The 20,844-nt window shown below is 27.8% G+C and carries 19 protein-coding genes; 6 read left to right on the top strand and 13 right to left on the bottom strand.

What is annotated here, in order from left to right; all coding sequences use genetic code 11:
• The first annotated feature begins 9 nt into the window (after positions 1 to 9).
• The gene (locus tag CRV01_RS00915) at positions 10 to 1,098 is read left to right on the top strand and encodes a TRAP transporter substrate-binding protein (RefSeq protein ID WP_129006150.1); all 1,089 of its coding nucleotides are present in this window, start codon (positions 10 to 12) and stop codon (positions 1,096 to 1,098) included.
• Positions 1,099 to 1,181: 83 nt separating this feature from the next.
• Here CRV01_RS00915 and CRV01_RS00910 read toward each other — a convergent pair whose 3' ends face one another.
• The 13 genes from CRV01_RS00910 to rsmA form a co-directional block, all read right to left on the bottom strand.
• Entirely contained in the window at positions 1,182 to 2,489 is a 1,308-nt protein-coding gene (locus tag CRV01_RS00910) for an McrC family protein (protein WP_129006148.1), read from the bottom strand.
• On the bottom strand, positions 2,486 to 4,486 hold the full coding sequence (locus CRV01_RS00905; RefSeq protein WP_258238277.1) for an AAA family ATPase: 2,001 nt from the start codon (positions 4,484 to 4,486) through the stop codon (positions 2,486 to 2,488). Before CRV01_RS00905 ends, CRV01_RS00910 begins: the two co-directional genes overlap by 4 nt.
• Before the next feature lie 2 nt (positions 4,487 to 4,488).
• Positions 4,489 to 5,595 (bottom strand): DNA cytosine methyltransferase, encoded by a 1,107-nt coding sequence (locus tag CRV01_RS00900; RefSeq protein WP_129006146.1) that lies wholly within the window; start codon positions 5,593 to 5,595, stop codon positions 4,489 to 4,491.
• On the bottom strand, positions 5,588 to 6,664 hold the full coding sequence (locus CRV01_RS00895) for a DNA cytosine methyltransferase (protein ID WP_129006144.1): 1,077 nt from the start codon (positions 6,662 to 6,664) through the stop codon (positions 5,588 to 5,590). Before CRV01_RS00895 ends, CRV01_RS00900 begins: the two co-directional genes overlap by 8 nt.
• A 132-nt stretch (positions 6,665 to 6,796) precedes the next feature.
• Positions 6,797 to 7,261: a hypothetical protein gene (locus CRV01_RS00890; RefSeq protein WP_129006142.1), complete on the bottom strand. Its 465-nt coding sequence runs from the start codon at positions 7,259 to 7,261 to the stop codon at positions 6,797 to 6,799.
• Positions 7,262 to 7,290: 29 nt separating this feature from the next.
• Positions 7,291 to 8,220: a D-2-hydroxyacid dehydrogenase gene (locus CRV01_RS00885; protein WP_129006140.1), complete on the bottom strand. Its 930-nt coding sequence runs from the start codon at positions 8,218 to 8,220 to the stop codon at positions 7,291 to 7,293.
• Between the two features lie 51 nt (positions 8,221 to 8,271).
• A complete protein-coding gene (locus CRV01_RS00880; RefSeq protein ID WP_129006138.1) occupies positions 8,272 to 9,687 on the bottom strand; it encodes a PhoH family protein in 1,416 nt (471 codons plus the stop codon).
• Positions 9,687 to 10,220 carry a protoporphyrinogen oxidase HemJ gene (gene hemJ, locus CRV01_RS00875; RefSeq protein ID WP_129006136.1) on the bottom strand — a complete coding sequence of 178 codons (534 nt, stop codon included), beginning with the start codon at positions 10,218 to 10,220 and terminating at the stop codon, positions 9,687 to 9,689. Before hemJ ends, CRV01_RS00880 begins: the two co-directional genes overlap by 1 nt.
• The gene (locus CRV01_RS00870; RefSeq protein WP_129006134.1) at positions 10,221 to 11,417 is read right to left on the bottom strand and encodes a replication-associated recombination protein A; all 1,197 of its coding nucleotides are present in this window, start codon (positions 11,415 to 11,417) and stop codon (positions 10,221 to 10,223) included.
• Positions 11,410 to 12,207, bottom strand: coding sequence for a pseudouridine synthase (locus tag CRV01_RS00865; protein WP_129006132.1), 798 nt, complete (start codon positions 12,205 to 12,207; stop codon positions 11,410 to 11,412). Before CRV01_RS00865 ends, CRV01_RS00870 begins: the two co-directional genes overlap by 8 nt.
• Positions 12,207 to 13,172, bottom strand: a complete 966-nt coding sequence (locus CRV01_RS00860) for an SIS domain-containing protein (protein ID WP_129006130.1) — start codon at positions 13,170 to 13,172, stop codon at positions 12,207 to 12,209. Before CRV01_RS00860 ends, CRV01_RS00865 begins: the two co-directional genes overlap by 1 nt.
• A gap of 10 nt (positions 13,173 to 13,182) precedes the next feature.
• Complete coding sequence (locus tag CRV01_RS00855; RefSeq protein ID WP_129006128.1) at positions 13,183 to 15,135, bottom strand: ribonuclease J; 1,953 nt, start codon at positions 15,133 to 15,135, stop codon at positions 13,183 to 13,185.
• Entirely contained in the window at positions 15,116 to 15,910 is a 795-nt protein-coding gene (rsmA, locus tag CRV01_RS00850) for a 16S rRNA (adenine(1518)-N(6)/adenine(1519)-N(6))-dimethyltransferase RsmA (protein WP_129006127.1), read from the bottom strand. The genes CRV01_RS00855 and rsmA overlap by 20 nt, the downstream gene beginning before the upstream one ends.
• A gap of 90 nt (positions 15,911 to 16,000) precedes the next feature.
• Between rsmA and hisF the strand changes: the two genes are divergently transcribed.
• The 5 genes from hisF (at position 16,001) to gltX (ending at position 20,793) form a co-directional block, all read left to right on the top strand.
• Positions 16,001 to 16,762, top strand: coding sequence for an imidazole glycerol phosphate synthase subunit HisF (hisF, locus tag CRV01_RS00845; RefSeq protein WP_129006125.1), 762 nt, complete (start codon positions 16,001 to 16,003; stop codon positions 16,760 to 16,762).
• A 1-nt stretch (position 16,763) separates the two neighbouring features.
• The gene (locus tag CRV01_RS00840) at positions 16,764 to 17,426 is read left to right on the top strand and encodes an SIMPL domain-containing protein (protein ID WP_129006122.1); all 663 of its coding nucleotides are present in this window, start codon (positions 16,764 to 16,766) and stop codon (positions 17,424 to 17,426) included.
• Positions 17,426 to 17,962 (top strand): purine-nucleoside phosphorylase, encoded by a 537-nt coding sequence (locus CRV01_RS00835; protein WP_129006120.1) that lies wholly within the window; start codon positions 17,426 to 17,428, stop codon positions 17,960 to 17,962. The genes CRV01_RS00840 and CRV01_RS00835 overlap by 1 nt, the downstream gene beginning before the upstream one ends.
• Before the next feature lie 254 nt (positions 17,963 to 18,216).
• The gene (gene rlmN / locus CRV01_RS00830) at positions 18,217 to 19,284 is read left to right on the top strand and encodes a 23S rRNA (adenine(2503)-C(2))-methyltransferase RlmN (RefSeq protein ID WP_129006118.1); all 1,068 of its coding nucleotides are present in this window, start codon (positions 18,217 to 18,219) and stop codon (positions 19,282 to 19,284) included.
• Between the two features lie 96 nt (positions 19,285 to 19,380).
• Positions 19,381 to 20,793, top strand: coding sequence for a glutamate--tRNA ligase (gene gltX / locus CRV01_RS00825; protein WP_129006116.1), 1,413 nt, complete (start codon positions 19,381 to 19,383; stop codon positions 20,791 to 20,793).
• Positions 20,794 to 20,844 lie beyond the last annotated feature (51 nt).

The following is a 20,844-nucleotide window of genomic DNA, read 5'->3' as shown; positions in this document are numbered from 1 at the left end:
AGGGGAAAGATGAAAAGACTTACATTTCTTTTTGTTTCATTAGTTATTCTTTTTACTGGGTGTAATGACACAAAACAACAAACAAAACAAGAGAAAAAAGCAAAAGCTAAAACTTATACTCTTACTATGGCTACAACTTGGGGACCTACTTTATCTCCATTAATTGACTCAGCAAGAAATATGGCAAAATATGCAGAAACTATTTCAAATGGAAGATTAAAAATTAGAGTTGATGCTGCTAATAAGCATAAATCACCACTTGGTATTTTTGATATGGTAAAAGGTGGTCAGTATGATATAGGACATTCTGCATCATATTATTGGAAAGGTAAAGATATTGCAGCTCTTCCTTTTACATCTATGCCATTTGGGATGACTGCACCTGAACAGTATGCTTGGTTTTATGAAGGTGGTGGCTTAGAGCTTATGCAAAAAGTTTATTCAAAACATGGACTACTTTCATTTCCAGGTGGAAGTACTGGCGTTCAAATGGGTGGTTGGTTTAAAAAAGAGATTAATACTTTAGAAGACTTACAAGGACTTAAAATGAGGATTCCTGGTTTTGCTGGAGAAATTATGGCAAAACTTGGTGTTCAAGTTACAAATATTGCTCCAGGGGAGCTTTACACAGCACTTGAAAGAAATAATATCGATGCACTAGAATGGGTTGGTCCATCTATGGACATAGGTATGGGATTTCATAGAGTTGCTTCTTATTATTATACAGGTTGGCATGAACCAGCTTCTGAAATGCAGTTTTTAATAAATAAAAAAACTTTTGATAAATTACCAAAAGATTTACAAGAGATTTTAGTACTTACTATTAGAACAGCTGCATATGATATGTATATACAAAACTATGATATGAATGCAAAAGCCTGGAAAAAGATGAAAGCAGAATATCCAAATATTCAAATCAAAACATTCCCAAAAGAGATTATGGATGAAATGAAAAAAGCAAATGCTGAATTAAGAGATGAATTAGGAAAAAAATCTCCTGAGCTAAAAGAGATTCTAGACCACCAAGATGCATATATGAAAGATGTAAGAGAGTGGACTAAGATATCTGATTATTTATATATTAAAAATAATCTATAAAACTAGTGAGGTATCACTAGTTTAAGACTTTTAAGAACTTATATAAGTATCAATTCTTTTACTCAAACATATAATCAAAGATATTAATGAATTAATGAAAGTATTTGTTCTTTTTCATTTCTTTCTAAATCAAAAGGTATTACTTCTAATACTAAATCCCCGTCATAAATAAAATTATCAAGTTTATCTATAAAATTTATATTTTTAGGATAGATAAGTTTTAATTTTGGTTCTATTTGAGAATTTAAAGAATATTTTTTTCCATATGCATATAATTGGTACATATCAGCAGATTTTATATTGTAGTTTTTAGAATTGCTTTTTGAATTCAGTAATTTCCATTTTGTATCAAATATAATTAAACTTTCTTTTTTTGATAATATAGCATCAGGTTTAAGTAAAAATTTTCCTTTGTTTTTATGTTTGTCAACTAAGTAATAAGATTTATCTTGAAGTTTAATGGTATTTCCTATTGTAAATTTCTTTAATAATGAACATATATAATCTTCAAAAATTCTTTCCATTGGATAAAGTATAGCTTGATTAATACTATCTCCAGAAAAATTTGTAAATGATTTATTTAATAAAAATACTTCTGCCCAATTTAATGCTTTTTCATATGATTTAAATAATCTATTAGAATTTAATGATAATTGAAAGTCTCTAGTAATATTTTTAGAAGTTTCAATAGAAGGTAGATTCTTTAATAGTTTTGAAGCTTTTGAAATATTTTTATGAGAAATAGATATATTAATAATTTTATATAAAGTTGAAACTATTAATTTATTTTGTGGGATATTTAAGTCATATTTATCATAATTAACAAAAAAATTACTTTTATTTATTGAATTATGTTTTATTTGATTTGTTATTTCTATTTTCCCTTTGATAAATTTTAAATTTTCAGATTTTTTAATATAGTTTAATTTCAAGTATTTTATCAGTCTTTCACATTCAATTAAAAATGAAGAAATAAATATTTCTAACATAGGAAAATCTTTTTTTGTTTGAAGGTCAGCATCACTAATTGAAATAAATGGTGAATTTTTTAACTCTTTCAACATTTTCAGAAAAATATCTTTAGTCTTTTTAATCTCATCTTTATCATTTGATAAATAAATTTTTGGGAGTATCTCAATAACAGTTTTATTTTTGGTTTCAATTATTCCAACATAGTTTTTAACTTGTATGTATTGTTTACCACTTTTTCTATAAATAGAAAATGCTTTGTCAATATCTCCATTGAGTGCAGAATTAGTTTCTATAAAAGAAATTAATTCTTCAAATGCATCATCATTTAAAAATATCTCATTAAAAGTGTCAGTAGCATTAGGATATGCCTTTATATTTCTTATATATCCAAATTCACAAACTTTTTTTGGATATTTCATCTAGTTGGTTTCTCATAAATTAATTTTAAAATATCTAAAGATAAATTTGCTTTAAGTAAATTTTCATTGACTTGATAAACAATCTTATCTTCATATCCATTTAAATCACTTTCTCCAAATAGTTCATTGACATCAGTAGCTGAGTTTTTTTGAATAATTTTTTCTTCCTCTTTTTTCCCCCACGCATCATTATCTGCAAATACAAGTGCAATCTTGTCCCATTCATCATAGAAATATTCTTGAAGTAAAGGAATAATTTTATCTTTCAATAATATATTTAAATCTTTTTCATTTTTTATTGACATAAAATATGCGTGACCTAATTTATGATTATCATCTAATAAAAAACTTATTCTCTTATTTAAAGTAGTGAAAAACTCAATTAAATCAATTCCATCAATAGAAGTGATTAGCTTACTTAATGGTGGATATTCAATAAATGTAAACCTTCTTCTTAAAGCATTATCTATAAGACCAATTGACCTATCTACAGTATTCATTGTAGCAATAACATATAAATTATTAGGTACACTAAATATTTCATTAGAATAAGGTAGCTTTATACTCAATGCATCTTTATTACCTTTTCTTTTTGTGTTTTCCAAAAGTGTAATCAGTTCACCAAAGATATTTGAAATATTTCCTCTATTAATCTCATCTATTATTAGAACAAAATTTTCATCAGGATTTTTTATTGCAGCATTTGATATATTTTTGAAAATACCATTTTTTACATTATATGTAATTTCATTTTTCCCATCACTAGTTTTTACTACTTCAGGTCTAATTCCTTCAATAAATTCTTCATAAGAAAAGCTTTGATGAAATGTAACAAATTCTATTTTCCCAATTTCATTTAATCTATTAAACTTAATTTGTTTGTTTTCTTTTCCATCATCTATATCTTTTAAAATAGTTAAACTTTCTACAAGTTCTTCTCCATAGTTAGTTATAGAAAAATTAGTATCTTTTTTTTCAATTAGGTTTAATTCCATTAAATATGGAAAAATATAACCATAACTCATATTTTCATAGTTATAATACTTAAGTAATTTAATTGTATTTGAAGCATCACTAATGATTTTATCTTCATAAAACCATCTTAATGTACATAAAATCATATTTTTAACTAAGTTTATATCGTTTAAAGTGGTATTTCTTAGACTTGATACTATGTAGTTTTTTAAAGAAGTAATCATTTCATTAGAAAAATTTATAGTTTTATATTCAGATAAAAACTCTTTCCCTTTGTCTGTCAATTCAAACGAGTTATTATTTTTTTCTAATAAATTAAAATGTAAAAGTGGTCTTGTGTTTTGACTTATAGTTGATGGTCCGCTCCAACTTAAATGATAATCATTCATAGCAGACTCAATTATTTCTTCTTTAGTCATTGATACAGTATTATTTTTATCAAAGATTTTTAAAATAGTTGAAATAGGATAAGATAAATTTCTATAAATTTTTTTGCCAGGTTTTAACTTATCATCATTCAGTAACTTTGGATTTAAACTATATAATTTGTCAAATTTTTCTACATTTGATAAATTAGAAGAATCTTCACCAAGAATTTTTAAACTTTCATTAACAACATTATATGTTTTTCCAGTACCTGGAGGTCCAAAAAATATTTGGTTTAAAGATACATTTTTTTTAATATTATTAAGTTTTTCTGTACTTTCTTCATCCTCTTTTACAGTTATTCCTAAAATTTCTTTACTATAAGTTATTAAATTATCAAAATAATCAAATTTATAAACATTAAGTAGAAAATAATATTTATCTGCAATTTCAAATTCTAAATAATCATCTTTATTGTCTTTTATTAATTCGTCTAATAGAATTGTTTTTTGACTTATTAATTCTTGATTGTTTATATTATCTAATTCATTGAAAAATTTTGATAAGTATTGTTTTAAAATGTATTTTAAAACATCATATTTACTTAAATTAATTACAAAATCTGTTTCTTTTTCTACTTTATATTTTTTTAACATATTTAACCTTTAATCAGTTTTTTTCTTTTTTCTCTCAATTTCTCAATATCTTCAAGTTCAATATATTTTTTGATTTGAATAGCCAATTTATTTGCTAATATTGGAGGTACAGCATTTCCTACTTGTTTATATTGACTAGTTTTAGATTTTAAAAAAATAAAATTATCAGGAAAAGATTGTATTCTTGCACATTCTCTCACAGAAGGTACTCTATTTTCTTTATAATGAAAGTAATTTCTGTGACCTGTATCTATTGTATGTGATGGTTCACAACTGTTCATTCTTTGAAAAGACTTGTTATATTTTCTAATATTCCAATATTCTTCTGGTAAATCTGTTATTCTTCCACCATCTTTAATTTTTGATATTATATCTTTTGTTTGTTCAGTATGATTTGTAGGTTCGTGATTAAAAATTAGTTTTGATTTTCCTTTTAAAAGGACTTGATAATCAGTTAACTTCTTAGAATATACAAAACTGGTTGGACAATCTTTTAAATCTGAATATACATCTAAACTTGGTAAGTCAGAGATAGCTTCACTAGTTGTAACTTTATAATCTACAGGCTTTGGGAATTCAAAATTATCCATCAAATAACCAACAATAAAGAGTCTATATCTACTTTGAGGTACTCCATATTCTGATGCATTTAAAATCTCATATTTTACGTTATAACCCATTTCTTTTATTTCAGAAATTATATGATTTAAGTATCTACCTTTATCTAAAGTTTTCATACCTTTTACATTTTCAATTAAAACGCAATAAGGTCTATGATGTTTAACAAATTTTAAAAAGTGTTGATATAAGTAATTTCTTGGGTCTTCAACATCTCTTTTCCCTAACCTATTAGTCCCAACAGTTGAGAATCCTTGACAAGGTGGTCCTCCAATTATTGTATGTATTTCTTCTCCATTGTAATATTTATCTAATTTTTCCACTATATCTTCATCAAGACATTCACAATATGCATTTGAATTTGGCATATTATGATTATAAGTTTCAATTGCATCAGGCCAAAAATCAATTGAAAATAAATTATTAAATCCAGCTTGTTTAAACCCTAAACTTAATCCACCACATCCACAAAATAAATCAATTTTATTCATTGTAATTCCCTAATGATTTCATAAATTCTTCAGCGATAGCTTTTGATAATAGGGGAGGAACTGCATTTCCAACTTGCCTATATTGACTACCCCTCGGTCCTTCAAAAATAAAAGTATCAGGGAATGATTGTAGTCTAGCAGCTTCTCTTACAGAAGGTATTCTATTAAATAGAGGATGAAAATAGTTTGAATGAGCATTGCCTGTATCTATAGTTATTGAAGGTTCTTTTTCACTTAATCTTTTATATGCACTAGAATGTCTATTACTTCTATTATTCCCTATTACATCTAGTGGTATATCTTTCCAATTACCACCTTGAGGTACATGACTAATTTTAAGTTGTGTAATTTCAGCAGGAAGTTTTGGATGATGATTATATACAATTTCAGAATTTTCTCTTATTAACTTTTGATAAACACTTTCAGTTTTCAATTTATGTTTAATTGGTTCATCATCTTGTTTATCTTCAAAAATATATAAATCAGAAATAGCATCTTTTACAGTATATTTAATGTCTTTTTTTTCTGGGAATTTAAAGTTGTAACCTTTCTTTGTTCCAATAAAAAATACTCTTTCTCTTTTTTGTGGCACTAAATAATCTGCGGCATTTAGTATTTCTGGACCATGTATAGTGTAACCAATTTTATCAAATATTTTTAAAATTTGATCTTTTATATGAACTTTTGACGGGGCTAGCATTCCTTTCACATTTTCAACTAAAAACATTTTTGGTTCTAAGTATTCGATATGTTTGGCATAATATAAAACCAACTTATTTCTATCATCGTCATTATCTTTTGTCCATTGATTTGCAGCTGAAAATCCTTGACAAGGAGGACCACCAATTAGTACATCTACTTTTGTATCTTTTGGAAGTTTTTTTAAAATTTCTTTACCATTAACATCTAAAACATCAAGTCTATAGCCAACATTATTAAAATTCTTATTATATGTTTTTATGGCATTTTCATCAGAATCAATTCCCATAATTATGTTAAACCCAGCTTGTTTAAAACCTAAACTTAAACCACCACATCCGCAAAAAAAATCAATACAATTATATTTCAATATAAAACCCTTTAAAAAAGCTAATTTTAACCAAATTGTATTTAGAGTGCATTAAAATCCTAAATAGTAATTTCTTTCTTAAAATAAAAGTTAAACAATTCTTTTATTGATTCTAAATCTATACTTTAATATTTACTCCCAGAAATCTTTTAAAGGTTGTTTCTCTTTATTAATCTCTTTAATATCAATTTCAATCTCTAAATCATCTTTTGTTTCTAAGATTTCATCACTTTTTTCTTCTAGTCCTAATTTTTCTATTTGAGCTAAAGCTTCTTCCAATTCATCTTTTTTTATCTCTTCTTCATCATCATAAGAATCATCAATTTGTAAAAGTTCTTCTTCAATTTCAACTTTTTTTACTTTATTCTTTTTAACTTTTTTTTCATCTTTTTCTAAAAGTTGTTTTAAAGATAGGTATTCACTCATCAACTCTTCATAAGTATCAAAATCTAAAAGCATAAACTGAGGTTTACCATCTCTTAATATTACAGCCTTCTCAATCTCTTTTTTTTGAAGCTTATTAAAGATGTTTTTACTCTTTCTAATTAACTCTGTAGATGAAACCATCTCATCTGATTTATATTGCAACAGATTCATGTGTACTCCTATACATATTATAGTATGTATTATAATACAAAAGATTTTATATTGTCAAATACTTTATTTATTAAAGTTGTCCTAGCTTCTATTGATGACCATGCAATATGTGGTGTTAAAATTAATCTGTCTTTATTTTTGATTTTTAATAATGGACTACTCTCTTCAATTGGCTCTTTTTCTACAACATCAAGCCCACAATATAAGCTTTTAGTTGAATCTAGCTTTGCAGATAAATCATCTTCATTTATAATTCCACCACGCCCTACATTTACTAAAATAGCATCTTCTTTTAGCAAACTTAAATTTGTTTTATTTAGCAAATTGTATGTTGAATCATTAAGTGGAGAATGTATTGTAATTATATCTGAAGTTTTAAGTAGCTCTTCTAGACTTATATTATTATAATCTGTATTTAAATTCTTACCAGAAGTAGAATAATAATTAACTTCACTTCCAAAGGCATTTGCTATTTTTGCAACTTCTTTTCCAATATTACCAAGTCCAATTATTCCCCATTTTTTGTTTTTTAATTCAAAGAATGGTTTGTCAACATGTGTGAAAAGATTGCTTCTTGACCATTGAAGAGAATCAACATACTCTTTATAATAGGAAATCTTTTGAATAAGCTCTAACACTAAAGTTATTGTTAGTTGGGCTACACTTGAAGTGGAATAGTCAGTTACATTTTTAACTTCAATATTTGCTTTAGCAGCTGCTTCTAGGTCAACATTATTAGTTCCTGTTGCAGTTATACAAATAAGTTTAAAATTTGATTTTTCTATTATTTCTTTTGAAAGTACTACTTTATTTGTAACTACTACATCACAATCTTGGACTCTTTGCAATGTTTCACGTGAATTTGTAGTTTCATATTTTATTACTTCACCTAAAGTTTCAAACTTATCAAGTGAAATATCATTTCCTAAAGTTTTTGTGTCTAAAAATACAATTTTCATTTGAATACCTTTACATATTTTAATACATAAAGGTATCTAATTTTTAATAAATTATCTATTTTTTGAAGTAAATATCTGCTCTGCCCATTCAGTAATTGGACCTCTTAATACTTTTTGTAACCTAATTGCAAAGATATTTATAAGTGAGTTTTCATTTTTTGTAGATTTTAAAAGAGTAGTTAATGCATTTGTATGTTTATTTACATAGAAGTTATCAATTTGTTTATTACTTCCTAAAATTACAACTTTACAAGTATTATCAACTCTAGATAAAACCATTTGCATAGTTTTGTTTGACATATTTTGTGCTTCATCAATTATAACAAAGGCATTAGAAAGAGTTCTTCCTCTCATTTCCCCTACCCACATTGTCTCTATTCCATAGTTTTGAATCATTTGTTCTATTCTTTGAGTTACTTCTTGATCATCTAACTCTTGAATATTCTCTGCATTCTTTTTATTTGCTTGTCTTCTTTTATGCTCTGTTCTAATTATATAGTCTAAACTATCCATTAATGGGTGATTATAGATTCTAAATTTCTCTTCATATCCAGGTAAATATCCTACATCTTCACCTTTGTCAAGGGATTCAATTGAGTTTCTAATGTAAATTACTCTTTGATAGTTTTTTTGTCTAATTAACTTTAATGCTCCACTTAATGCAAGTAAAGTTTTACCAGAACCTGCTTTTGCTTCAACAATAAGTACATTATAAAAATGAGATAGTATTCCACATGAAAAGAATAGTTGCTCTTTATTTAAAGGAGTAATAATTTGATTTCTCATTTCCCCTTCATCTAATAAAACTACTCTTTTATTTTGAACTGTAGCAAGAATAACTTGGTCTGAACTTTTTACTTTAAAACAGTAATTAAAATTGTGGGGTGCATATTCACTATCTAATTCAGTGATTAAAGTATTATCTAAATGCTCTGTATCTTCAAACTTTATTTCAATAGTTTTAATAAACTCATAATTAAAATCTTCTTGATTTGAACCAAGTAAAGAATCAGTATTTAAATCTAAAGATACAGCTCTAGTTCTTGCCATAATATCTAAAGAAAGAAAAGTTGTATTTTCATCATAGTGTCTTTTTGCAAAAAGTCCTACTTCAAGTATTTTTCTATCATTTATAATATTTAAAGCTACATTTTTAGTATTTATATCATACTCTTCACATGAAATAATATCTATTATTGCCTCTTTTTGGCTATGTATCTCTAGTCTTACTATTTTAAAGTTTTCTTCTTTTTTTGTGCCAATGATTTTCGAATTTTCTAAGATTCTTGCAAACTCTCTTGCTTGAAAGTTTATCTCATCAAAACCACTTTTTTTGCTATCAATTTCATCAAGTACTGTTTCTGGTAAAACAATTAAATTCTTTTTTTCATCACTTAACTTAAAAATATTTGTTGCATCTTCAAGTAAAATATTTGTATCTAGAACATAAACTTTTTCAAAACTCATTAATTCTTCTTTTCTTTTGATTTTTGGTTTAATACTTTATATATTATAAAACTTCCTATTAATAAAGTAATAATTGTAAAACTAAGTGAAAAAGTTTTTGTCACTACATATCCAACAATAAGAACTGCTAATACTGTTGGAACTTCATTATAAGCTCTAAAAAATTTTCCTTCTTTTTTATAGTTTCCTTTTTCAAGCTCTTTTCTATAATATCCCAAAGAAAAAGAGTAAGCAACAAGAAGTAATACAAAAAATATCTTTGCATGAAGCCAACCATCTCCTTTTAATAAATCAGGATTAATAGCTACCATTAAAAATCCACTAACTAAAGTTGCCCACATAGCTGGCATACCAATGTATTTATACATTTTTAATTCTTGTATTTTAACAACTTCTACAAACTCTTTTTTATCTTTATGCTCTGTATGATATACATAAAGTCTTGGTTGATAAAATAACATTGCCATCCACGACATCACTGCTACTATATGAAAAACAAGTATCCACAAATAGTAATCTAAAAGAAAGTCCATCTATTTTTCCCCTAAGTCTTTATTTTTAATTTTTTTCAGCCACTCATTTAATGTTTTTTCATAGCCAACATTTAATGAATCATAATATCTTGTTGGTTCAACTAAATATTGCTGTTCTACCCATCCACCATAATCATGGGGATATTTATATCCAATATGACTATCTCTTAGGTGTTTTGGAATCTCTAATATTCTACCATTTTGTACATCACCAAGTGCTTTATTAATACCCATATATGAAGCATTTGATTTAGGACATGAAGTTAAATAAATAATACATTGAGAAAGTATAATCCTACTTTCTGGATATCCTATTTTTGATGTTGCAACCATAGTATTTACTGCCATAGTAAGTGCATTTGGATTTGCATTTCCAATATCTTCACTTGCATGAATAACTAATCTTCTAGTAATAAATTCAACACTCTCTCCGCCATCAATTAGTCTTGCCATATAATAAAGTGCTGCATCTACATCAGAACCTCTAATTGATTTAATCATAGCACTTGCTAAATCATAGTGACTATCTTTTGAACTAACTCCATCTCCAATAGGATATTCTCTTAGTTCTTTTAATATTTTCATTGTTATGTGAGAATCAATTTTAACGGCGAAATTAAGCAAATTAAGCATTGCCCTTGCATCACCACTACTTGATAAGATTAAATACTCTCTAGCATCCTTATCTATCGTATAATCAATATAGTTAAATGTTCTTTTTAAAACCTCTTCCATCTCTTCTTTAGTAAAGGCTTTGAATTCATATAAAAAAGATCTAGACCTTATTGCATTAGTTAATGTAAAAAATGGGTTTTCTGTACTTGCACCGATTATAATTGCTTCATAATTTTCCATTATTGGAAGAAGTACTTCTTGTTGATTCTTTGATAGTCTATGCACTTCATCAATAAAAACGATAGGCTTAAGTAAAGCATTTTTATATTTTATAAATACCTTTCTTAAATCATCAATTTTTATTGTTGTTGCATTAAAGTAATAATAGTCTGTATTGATATTTTTTGCAATGATTTTTGCTAAAGTAGTTTTACCTGTTCCTGGCTTACCATAAAAAAAGAGATGTGGTATCTCTTTTTTCTCAATTAGTTTATATAATGTTTTATCTTTACCGATTATATGTTTTTGTCCTATAAACTCATTTAAAGTTTGTGGACGTAATATGTTTGATAAGTCAGTCATCTTGTGCGTTTATAAAAGATCTTAAATCTTTGTATTCATCCTTAGTTAAATATCTACTCTTTCCAGTAGGAAGATTGTTTAATGTCATTCCACCAAATTCAAATCTTTTTAAGTCCATTACATTTAAACCAAAGTGTCCAAAAAATCTTCTTAATTCTCTATTCTTACCTTCAGTAATTGCAACTTTTAGTTTAGAAAAATTTTTGTTATTAGTCAAAATCTGATAAGCAACGAAAGGTTCAAAATTCATAGATTTAATCTTTGATTTTTCATGAGCTCCAGTGCTAGCATCTTCAAGTTCTAGACCATGTAACATTGCCTCTTCTACTTTTGGATGAATTTCACCATCTACTTTTATTTTGTAGATTCTTTCTAATTTAGAATGCATTAATTTATTCGCAACATCAACAGAATCAGTTAAAAGAATTAAACCTTCACTAGCATAATCTAATCTTCCAATTGGCATAAAGTGTTTATATTTTTTATCTAAAGAATCAAAAACAGTCTTTCTACCTTGTGGGTCATTTTTAGTTACTAACTCCCCTTTTGGTTTATTATACATTATTACTGTGTACATTCTATTTTTATCTTCTTTTATAAGTTTTTTCCCAATTTTAACTTCATCATTAGGAGATACTTTAGTTGAAAGATTCGTTACAGGTTTTCCATTTATTGTAACTCTTCCTTCTTCTATTATTTTATCTGCTTCTCTTCTTGAGTAACTACTATTGTGAGAAATAAACTTATTAAGTCTTGTTAATTCTGTTGTCTCTTCTTCTTGTTTTTTCATTATTTGATTCCTGCTTCAATTAGATCATGAATATGTAAAATTCCTTCAACTTTACCCTCTTCATCCGTAACTATTAACACTTGAATTTTATACTCTTCTATGATTCTTAGTGCATCACTTGCTAAGATATTTTTATCTTTTACTGTTTTTGGATTTTTAGTAGATATATCTTCTATTTTACAATCTAAAGAGAAATCATTTGACATTAATGCTCTTCTTAAATCTCCATCACTAAGAACTGAACTTAATCTACTGTTTTCATCAACAATAAGTATACTTCCTAGTCTTCCTTCACTCATAGTTACGATTGCATCTTTTAACTTTGTTTCACGTGAAACAACAGGTAAATTATCCCGTCTTAATAAGTCATCTACTTTAATAAATAACTTCTTCCCTAAGCTACCACCTGGATGAAACGAAGCAAAATCTTCTTTTTTGAAATCTCTCTTTTTCATTAAACAAACAGCCAATGCATCTCCCATAGCCATAGTTAATGTTGTAGATGAAGTAGGAGCTGTATCTAAAGGACAAGCCTCTTTTGATACAGAGATATTAATAAAGAAATCAGAGTATTTACCAAGAGTTGATTCTTTAGTTTTAGCCATTGCAATCAATGGAATATCAAATCTTTTAAGGTGGGGAAGAAGTTGTATTAACTCCTCGCTTTCACCACTATAAGATATTGCTAATACAATATCATTTTTTCCAATCATTCCTAAGTCACCATGCATAGCTTCTGTTGGATGAAGGAAAAAAGATGATGTTCCAGTACTAGCTAATGTTGCAGCTATCTTAGCTCCAACTAAACCAGACTTCCCTACTCCTGTTACAATAAGTTTTCCCTTGCAAGAAACTACTAAATCAACTGCTTTTTCTATATCAAAATCTTTGATATTTTTAGCTGCTAATAATAATTCATTAGCTTCAATCTCTAATACATCACTTGCAATTTTATTGAAATCCATTTTTATTTCCTTATTGTACAAATAGTGTTGGTACAATCATTGGGTATTTTTTATATTTTCTGAAACAGTGTTTTCTAACAACTTTTCTTAATTCATCTTCTAAGTATCTATTATTTTTAAATACTCCCTCTCTTGCATTTTGTAAGAAAGTCTCTAAAATATCTTCAATCTCTTTGGCAAAGTTTCTATCTTGTTTGTTTGGAACAAGTCCAAATGAAGTAACTTTTGGTTTAGTTTCCATTTTTCTATCATTTGCATTAACTTGACCAACAATCATAACAACACCTTCGTTTGCCATAGTTTGTCTATCAATTACAATGTCATCTGCAATTTTATGATTCATTTGATTATCAATATATACTTTTCCAGTCTTAACTGATCTTGCTTTTTTAAGATATTTAGGTGTTACTTCTACTTGTTCTCCATCACTCATTATATAAGTATTTCTTTCTAGTACTCCACAATCAATACCTGTCTTTGCATGCTTTAAGGCATGGTTATATTCACCGTGAATTGGCATAAAGAATTTAGGTTTAACAAGTCTAATCATTAATTTTTGTTCTTCTTGTGCAGCATGTCCTGATACATGAATTTCACTAAAGTCTTGATATGCAACTTGTGCACCAGCTTTTAATAAATGATTGATAATACCAGATACACTAGCCTCATTTCCAGGAATAGCTTTAGCTGATAAAATGATTTGATCACCTGGTTTAATCTTTACATGTCTATGCTCATGAATTGACATTCTATAAAGAGCTGACATAGACTCACCTTGACTTCCAGTAGTCACAATTAAAACTTCTTTATCTTCATATTTATTTACTTCATGGGCATCGATAAATTGATCTTTTGGAAATTTTATATATCCTAAACTCATTGCAATATCTAAGTTCTTTTCCATAGATCTTCCAATAACACAGATTTTTCTTCCATACTTAATTCCATGCTCAATTGCTTGTGCAACTCTATGGATATTTGAAGAGAATGTTGACATAATAACTCTTCCTTTTGAAGTAGAAAATAGTCTATCAAAAGTTGGTCCTACAGTTTTTTCAGTTTTAGTAAAACCTGGAGAGTGAGAGTTAGTAGAGTCAGACATTAAAAGTAAAACACCCTTTTCACCATAATGTGCAAATCTATGTAAATCTGTTGGGAAACCATCTATTGGAGTGTGGTCAATTTTAAAATCACCTGTATGAATAATTGTTCCAGCTTCAGTTGTAATTGCTAATGAAGATGAATCAATAATAGAGTGAGTGATGTGAATCCACTCAATTTCAAAATCACCAATTTTAATTGGAACTCTTTTTTCAACTGGTCTAAATAGTTTTCTATACTCTTTCATTTTGTGTTCATCAAATTTTGAACCAATCATTTCTAGAGGTAAAGAGGTTCCATAAATAGGAAACTGCATCTCTTTATATAAATAAGGCATAGCACCAATATGATCTTCATGCCCATGAGTAATTATAACTGCTTCAATTTTATCTTTGATTTCTCTAATATATGTAAAATCAGGAATTAAAATATCAACACCATGCATATTTTCATCAGGGAAACTCATTCCAACATCAACAATAACTGCATTGTTTTCAGTTTCAATTACCATCATATTTCCACCAATCTCACCTAATCCACCTAATGGAGTAATTCTAACTTTTGCATTAGTTGAAAGATTTAGTTTATTGTGAGGGTTTAATCTATTTTTATGAGATTTTTCATTGATTATATATGCTTTTCTTAAATCAGCATTCCATGTTTTTGTAGACTTACTCGCATTAGTTTTTGCTCTATTATTAGTAGGTCTTCTCTTTTTGTTATAAACTTTTTTATCACTCTTATCAGTTTTTTGATTTTGATTATTTGGTTTATTTGTAGTTTGTTTTTTTTCTTGTTGTTGCTGTTTAGGCTTATTTTCGTTTTGTTCTTGTACTTGTACTTTAACTTCGTTGTTTTCCATTCTTAACCTTTGTATACATTTGGCTATACAAAGATGCGTTAAGCTCATGAGGTCTTAAAGTCTCTATTAATTCAAGGTCACTGTAAACATCAGATAAAAGTTTTTTATCATAAACAGAAGAAAGGTTTTTAATAAGTTTTTTTCGAGGTTGCGAGAAGCAAACCTTTAAAAACTTCAAAAAACTTTTATCTAGTTTTACATCTAAATCTTTTTTGATAAATAAAATTGAAGACATAACTTTTGGAGCTGGTTCAAAAGATTCAGGAGGTACATCAAATAGTATCCTTGCCTCTTTTGAAGCCAATTTTGTAATAACACCAAGTCCAGAAAACTCTTTTTCACCTTCTGATGCTGCAAACTTCAGAGCTACTTCTTTTTGTATCATTACAATAATATTCTCGCAATTCTCGTCTTCAATTGCCCTTAAAATAATATTTGTTGCAATATAGTACGGTAAGTTAGCTATTAAATCATAGCTTCCTTCATAAAGTGTACTTTTTTCATTCCAAGCTTTTAAAACATCAGTGTGGATCAGTTCAAAACGCTTCTCGTGGATGTCAATTGCAAACTTAGTCTTTAAAATACCAATTAAATCGGTATCTACTTCATACGCTAACGTATCTTTGTACTTGACTAATTTTTCTGTCAAATCACCTAAGCCAGGCCCAATTTCTACGATTTTATTATCATTTTTGGGCATCGATTGGATGATCCTATCTAAGACTGTACTGTCTTTTAAAAAATTTTGTCCGAATTTTTTCTTTGCTTTAACTATAACCTTCTCCTAATTAAGAACTAAAGAGTATATCTGTATTTAACTTACAATTAGATAAGATTTTTACTTAAATTCAATAAGGATTAAGTTTTGAGTTATTTTGCAAAAAGAATCATCCCTTGCTTAGACGTAAAAGATGGAAGGGTAGTAAAAGGTGTAAACTTTGTTGGACTTAGAGATGCAGGTGATCCTGTAGAAGTTGCAAAAAGATATAACAATGAAGGTGCAGATGAAATCACTTTTTTAGATATTACTGCAAGTCACGAAAATAGAGATACTATCGTTGATATTGTAAGAGATGTAGCGAAGGAAGTATTTATTCCTTTAACTGTTGGTGGGGGAATTAGAAAGCTTGATGATATTTATAAACTACTAAATGTAGGTTGTGATAAAGTTTCTATAAACTCTTCAGCAGTAGTAAATCCAGACTTTATTGATGAGGGAGCAAAAAGATTTGGTTCACAGTGTATTGTCGTTGCAATTGATGTAAAAAAAGTTGAAGATGGTTCTTACCACGTTTTTGTAAAAGGTGGAAGAGAAGATACAGGTATTGATGCCATACAATGGGCAAAAGAAGTTTACAATAGAGGTGCAGGTGAAATCCTTTTAACATCTATGGACACTGATGGTGCCAAAACAGGATTTGAACTAGATATAACATCACAAATCTCTAAAATAGTTGATATTCCAGTTATTGCAAGTGGCGGAGCTGGAACAATGGAACATATGAAGGAAGCTTTTGAATGTGGAGCAAGTGCAGCTTTAGCAGCATCAATTTTTCACTTTAAAGAGATTGATATTATGGAACTAAAACACTATTTAAAAGAGAACAATATTCCAGTAAGGATTTAACATGAAATTTTTAGCATTACTTATTTTACCAATTTATTTATTTTCTTTTGAGGTTAACTTTAATAAAAAGTTTTCAAAAAGTTTAACAGAAGATACTCTTACAACATATTTTTCTGTTGTAGTTGAAGGGGATAGTGAAAAAGAGATAAACAAAACTCTTAAAAGATTTAATAAAAAGATAAAGGATTATGATAAAATTGAAAAAGATAGTGGAACATTAACTGTAAGACCACAATATAGAACTTCTAATAATGCTCCAAAGATCACAGGATACAGAGGAGAATTAAGATATAAAGTAAGTTCAGATCAAGCAACTTATATAAATGAATTCATTAGTGAAATGATTGAATTAAAAGAAGAAAGAAGTACTAACATAGTTATTAGCAATCTTAGATGGACGGTAAAAGATTCAACTTTTGATATAGCAAATGATATTTTGAGACTAGAAGCAATAAATTGGGGAACAAGATATGCAAAAAACTTGTCTAGAGATTTAGGTTTAAAATGTGTAGTAAAAAATATCTCAATACATAATTCAACTTATAGACCAATGGCAAGAATGGCATACTCTAATACAGAAATGGTAGATGCAAAAATAGCCGTACCTGAATCAAATAAAGAAGATATATCAATTGACCCTTCATTTGTAATGGAGTGCAAATAATGATTGTTTGTGCAGGGAGAAATGAAACATTTAACTTTGCAAAAGAAATGGGAGTAGGATTAGTTGAAACAGCAATTAATCTTACTAGACAATGTCTATTTGACAAACCTGATTTTTTACTTTTTATTGGAACTGCAGGAAGCTATGGTAATCATAAAATATTTGATATAGTAGAATCAAAAAGAGCTGCAAATATTGAGTTGTCTTTTTTAGAAGACAACTCTTATACTCCATTAGACAATGTATTAGAATCAGAAAATAAAATGGTAAGAAATGATACTATCATTAACTCATCTAATTATATTTCAAAAAACTTTGAACTGTCAAAAAACTTTAATGAGTATGGAATTGGTGCAGAGAATATGGAATTCTACTCAATTTTACAAGTAGCTAAAGAGTTTGAAATTCCAGTTGCTGGAATCTTTATTATTACAAACTATACAAATGAAAATGCTCACGAAGAGTTCATGAAAAACCACAAAGAAGCTATGAAAAAACTAACTTCATATTTACTAGAAAAACAAATTATCAAATAATGTTTCACGTGAAACAGCATTAAAAAAATGTGAGCTTCATCACATTTTTAGCTGTTGAAAGTGAAATGGTAAGCAAGCTTACATCCATGTAACTAGAGAAACATTTTAACAAGAATATCATATATTAATATAAATCTTTAATCTCTACACGATAAAACTACAACAATAATATAAACTAACCTATTTACTTTAACTGTTACAAATAAAAGATTTTGTACACTTCAAAATAAGTTTAAAGCTTAAAAAGGAAAGCTATGAGTACAATCTACGATTTCACTTTAGAGGAATTAAAAGAAAAGTTAAAACCAAGCTTCAGAGCAAAGCAAGTTTATAACTGGATATATAAAAAGTATGTAACATCTTATGACGAAATGAAAAACATACCAAATGATTTAAAAGAACAATTAAAAGAAAACTATGAAATAGATATTCTAAAAATTGTTAAAAAAGAAAAGAGTCTTGATGGAAGTATTAAATATCTTTTTCAATTAGAAGATGGTCACACAGTTGAATCTGTTTTATTACTTATGAAAGAAAAAAAAGTAAATGAAGATGGTTCAATTGAAAGAGGAGAAAAATATACTGTTTGTATTTCAACTCAAGTTGGTTGTAAAGTTGGATGTACTTTTTGCTTAACTGCAAAAGGTGGATTTGTTAGAAATCTTTCTGTTGGTGAAATAGTAAATCAAATTGTTCAAATAAAAAGAGATAATGAAATTGCAGAGAATAAAACACTTAATATTGTCTTTATGGGAATGGGTGAACCCCTTGATAACTATAAGAACTTTGTTCACTCTGTAAAAGTATTTTCAGAACTTGATGGGCTAGCAATATCAAGAAGAAGACAGACTGTATCAACTTCTGGATTATCATCTAAAATAGAAAAATTAGGAAATGAAGATTTAGGAATTCAACTTGCTATTTCACTTCATGCAGTTGATGATGATTTAAGAAGTGAACTTATTCCTATGAATAAAGCATACAATATAAAATCAATTATTGATGCAGTTAGAAAGTTCCCAGTTTATGCTAGAAAAAAAGTTATGTTTGAATATCTAGTAATAAAAGATAAAAATGATGATATACCTTCTGCACAAAAACTGTTAAAACTTCTTGATGGAATAAAAGCAAAAGTAAATCTTATTTATTTTAATCCCTATCCTGGTACATCATATCAAAGACCACAAAGGGAGGATATGGTAAAATTCCAAGAATATTTAACAAGTAGAGGTTTACTATGTACAATTAGAGAATCTAAAGGATTAGATATCTCAGCAGCATGTGGTCAACTTAAAGAAAAGGAAACAAATGGAACCTCTTGATTTAGCAATGCTAATATTTATTGCAGGTGTTGCAATAATTTCTGCAATTGGATTTTTTAAATCTTACAAAAATAAAGACAAATAAGGAATACAAAAATGGCAATTACTAGATTTGCTCCAAGTCCAACTGGTTATTTACATATTGGTGGTTTAAGAACTGCACTTTATAGTTATCTATGGGCAAGAAAAACAAAGGGAGAATTTAGATTAAGAGTTGAAGATACTGATACTCAAAGAAACAATGAAGATGCAATGAAAGCTATTATTGAAGCTTTTGATTGGGTTGGTTTATCTTATGATGGAAAAGTTGAATATCAATCTCAAAGACTTGATATTTATCAAAAATATATTAACCAACTTCTTGATGAAGGTAAAGCATATCATTGTTATATGTCAAAAGAAGAATTAGATGCTTTAAGAGAAAAGCAAATGGCAAATAAAGAAACTCCAAGATATGATGGAACATGGAGACCTGAAGAAGGAAAAGTTTTACCAGAAATTCCTGAAGGAGTAGATCCTGTAGTTAGAATTAAATCGCCTGAAGATGGAGTAATCACTTTTATAGATGGTGTAAGATCAATAATGAATTTCAATTGTTCAGAAGTAGATGACTTTGTAATTGCAAGATCAAATGGAATTCCTACTTATAACTTTGTTGTTGCAATTGATGATGCACTTATGGGAATGACTGATGTAATTAGAGGTGATGATCACTTAACTAATACTCCTAAACAAATTGTTATTTATGAAGCACTTGGTTTTGAAGTTCCAAAATTTTATCATGTGCCAATGATAAATAATCCTCAAGGTAGAAAATTATCTAAAAGAGATGGTGCACTTGACGTTATGGATTATAAAAGAAAAGGTTATCTTCCTGAAGCTCTTTTAAACTTCTTAGTTAGACTTGGATGGTCAAATAAAGACCAAGAAATTTTTTCAATGGAAGAGATGCTAGAGTTATTTGACCCAACAAATATTAATAAATCTGCATCTTCATACAACGAAGAAAAACTATTATGGTTAAATGCACATTACATTAAAAATGTTTCAAATGAAAGATTAGCAAAAGAGCTAGAATTTTTTGATTGTCATATTAATGGACATGATAAAAAAGAGATGTTATTAGACCTTTCTAAAGAGAGAGTACAAACTTTAATTGAACTAAAAGAAGCAGTTGAGAAAATAACAAATGTTCCTACAGAGTATGAAGAAAAAGGAAGTAAAAAGTTTGTAAAAGACACAACAATTAAAATTTTAGAGTCTTATGTTCAACTACTTGAAAACAATCAAGATTCACTTCATTTAGCTTGTGATTATGAAACAATAACAAAGCCGTTTATAGAGGAGTTTGAACTTAAATTCCCTCAACTATTCCAACCAATTAGAATTGCACTTACAGGTGGAACACAAGCTCCTTCTGTTTATGACATCATGGCAATTTTAGGTGTAGAAGAAACAAAAACAAGAATAAATAACGCAATTAATGCAAACTTTGGTAAAGAAGCTTAAAAAAAACTTGCATATTTAAAAATAATAAGGCATAATGTTCTTTACTTAAAC

The organism is Arcobacter sp. CECT 8983 (assembly GCF_004118855.1).
GTDB lineage: Bacteria > Campylobacterota > Campylobacteria > Campylobacterales > Arcobacteraceae > Halarcobacter.
Note: the sequence above shows the minus strand (reverse complement) of the source record. Positions and strands in the feature narration are given on the sequence as shown.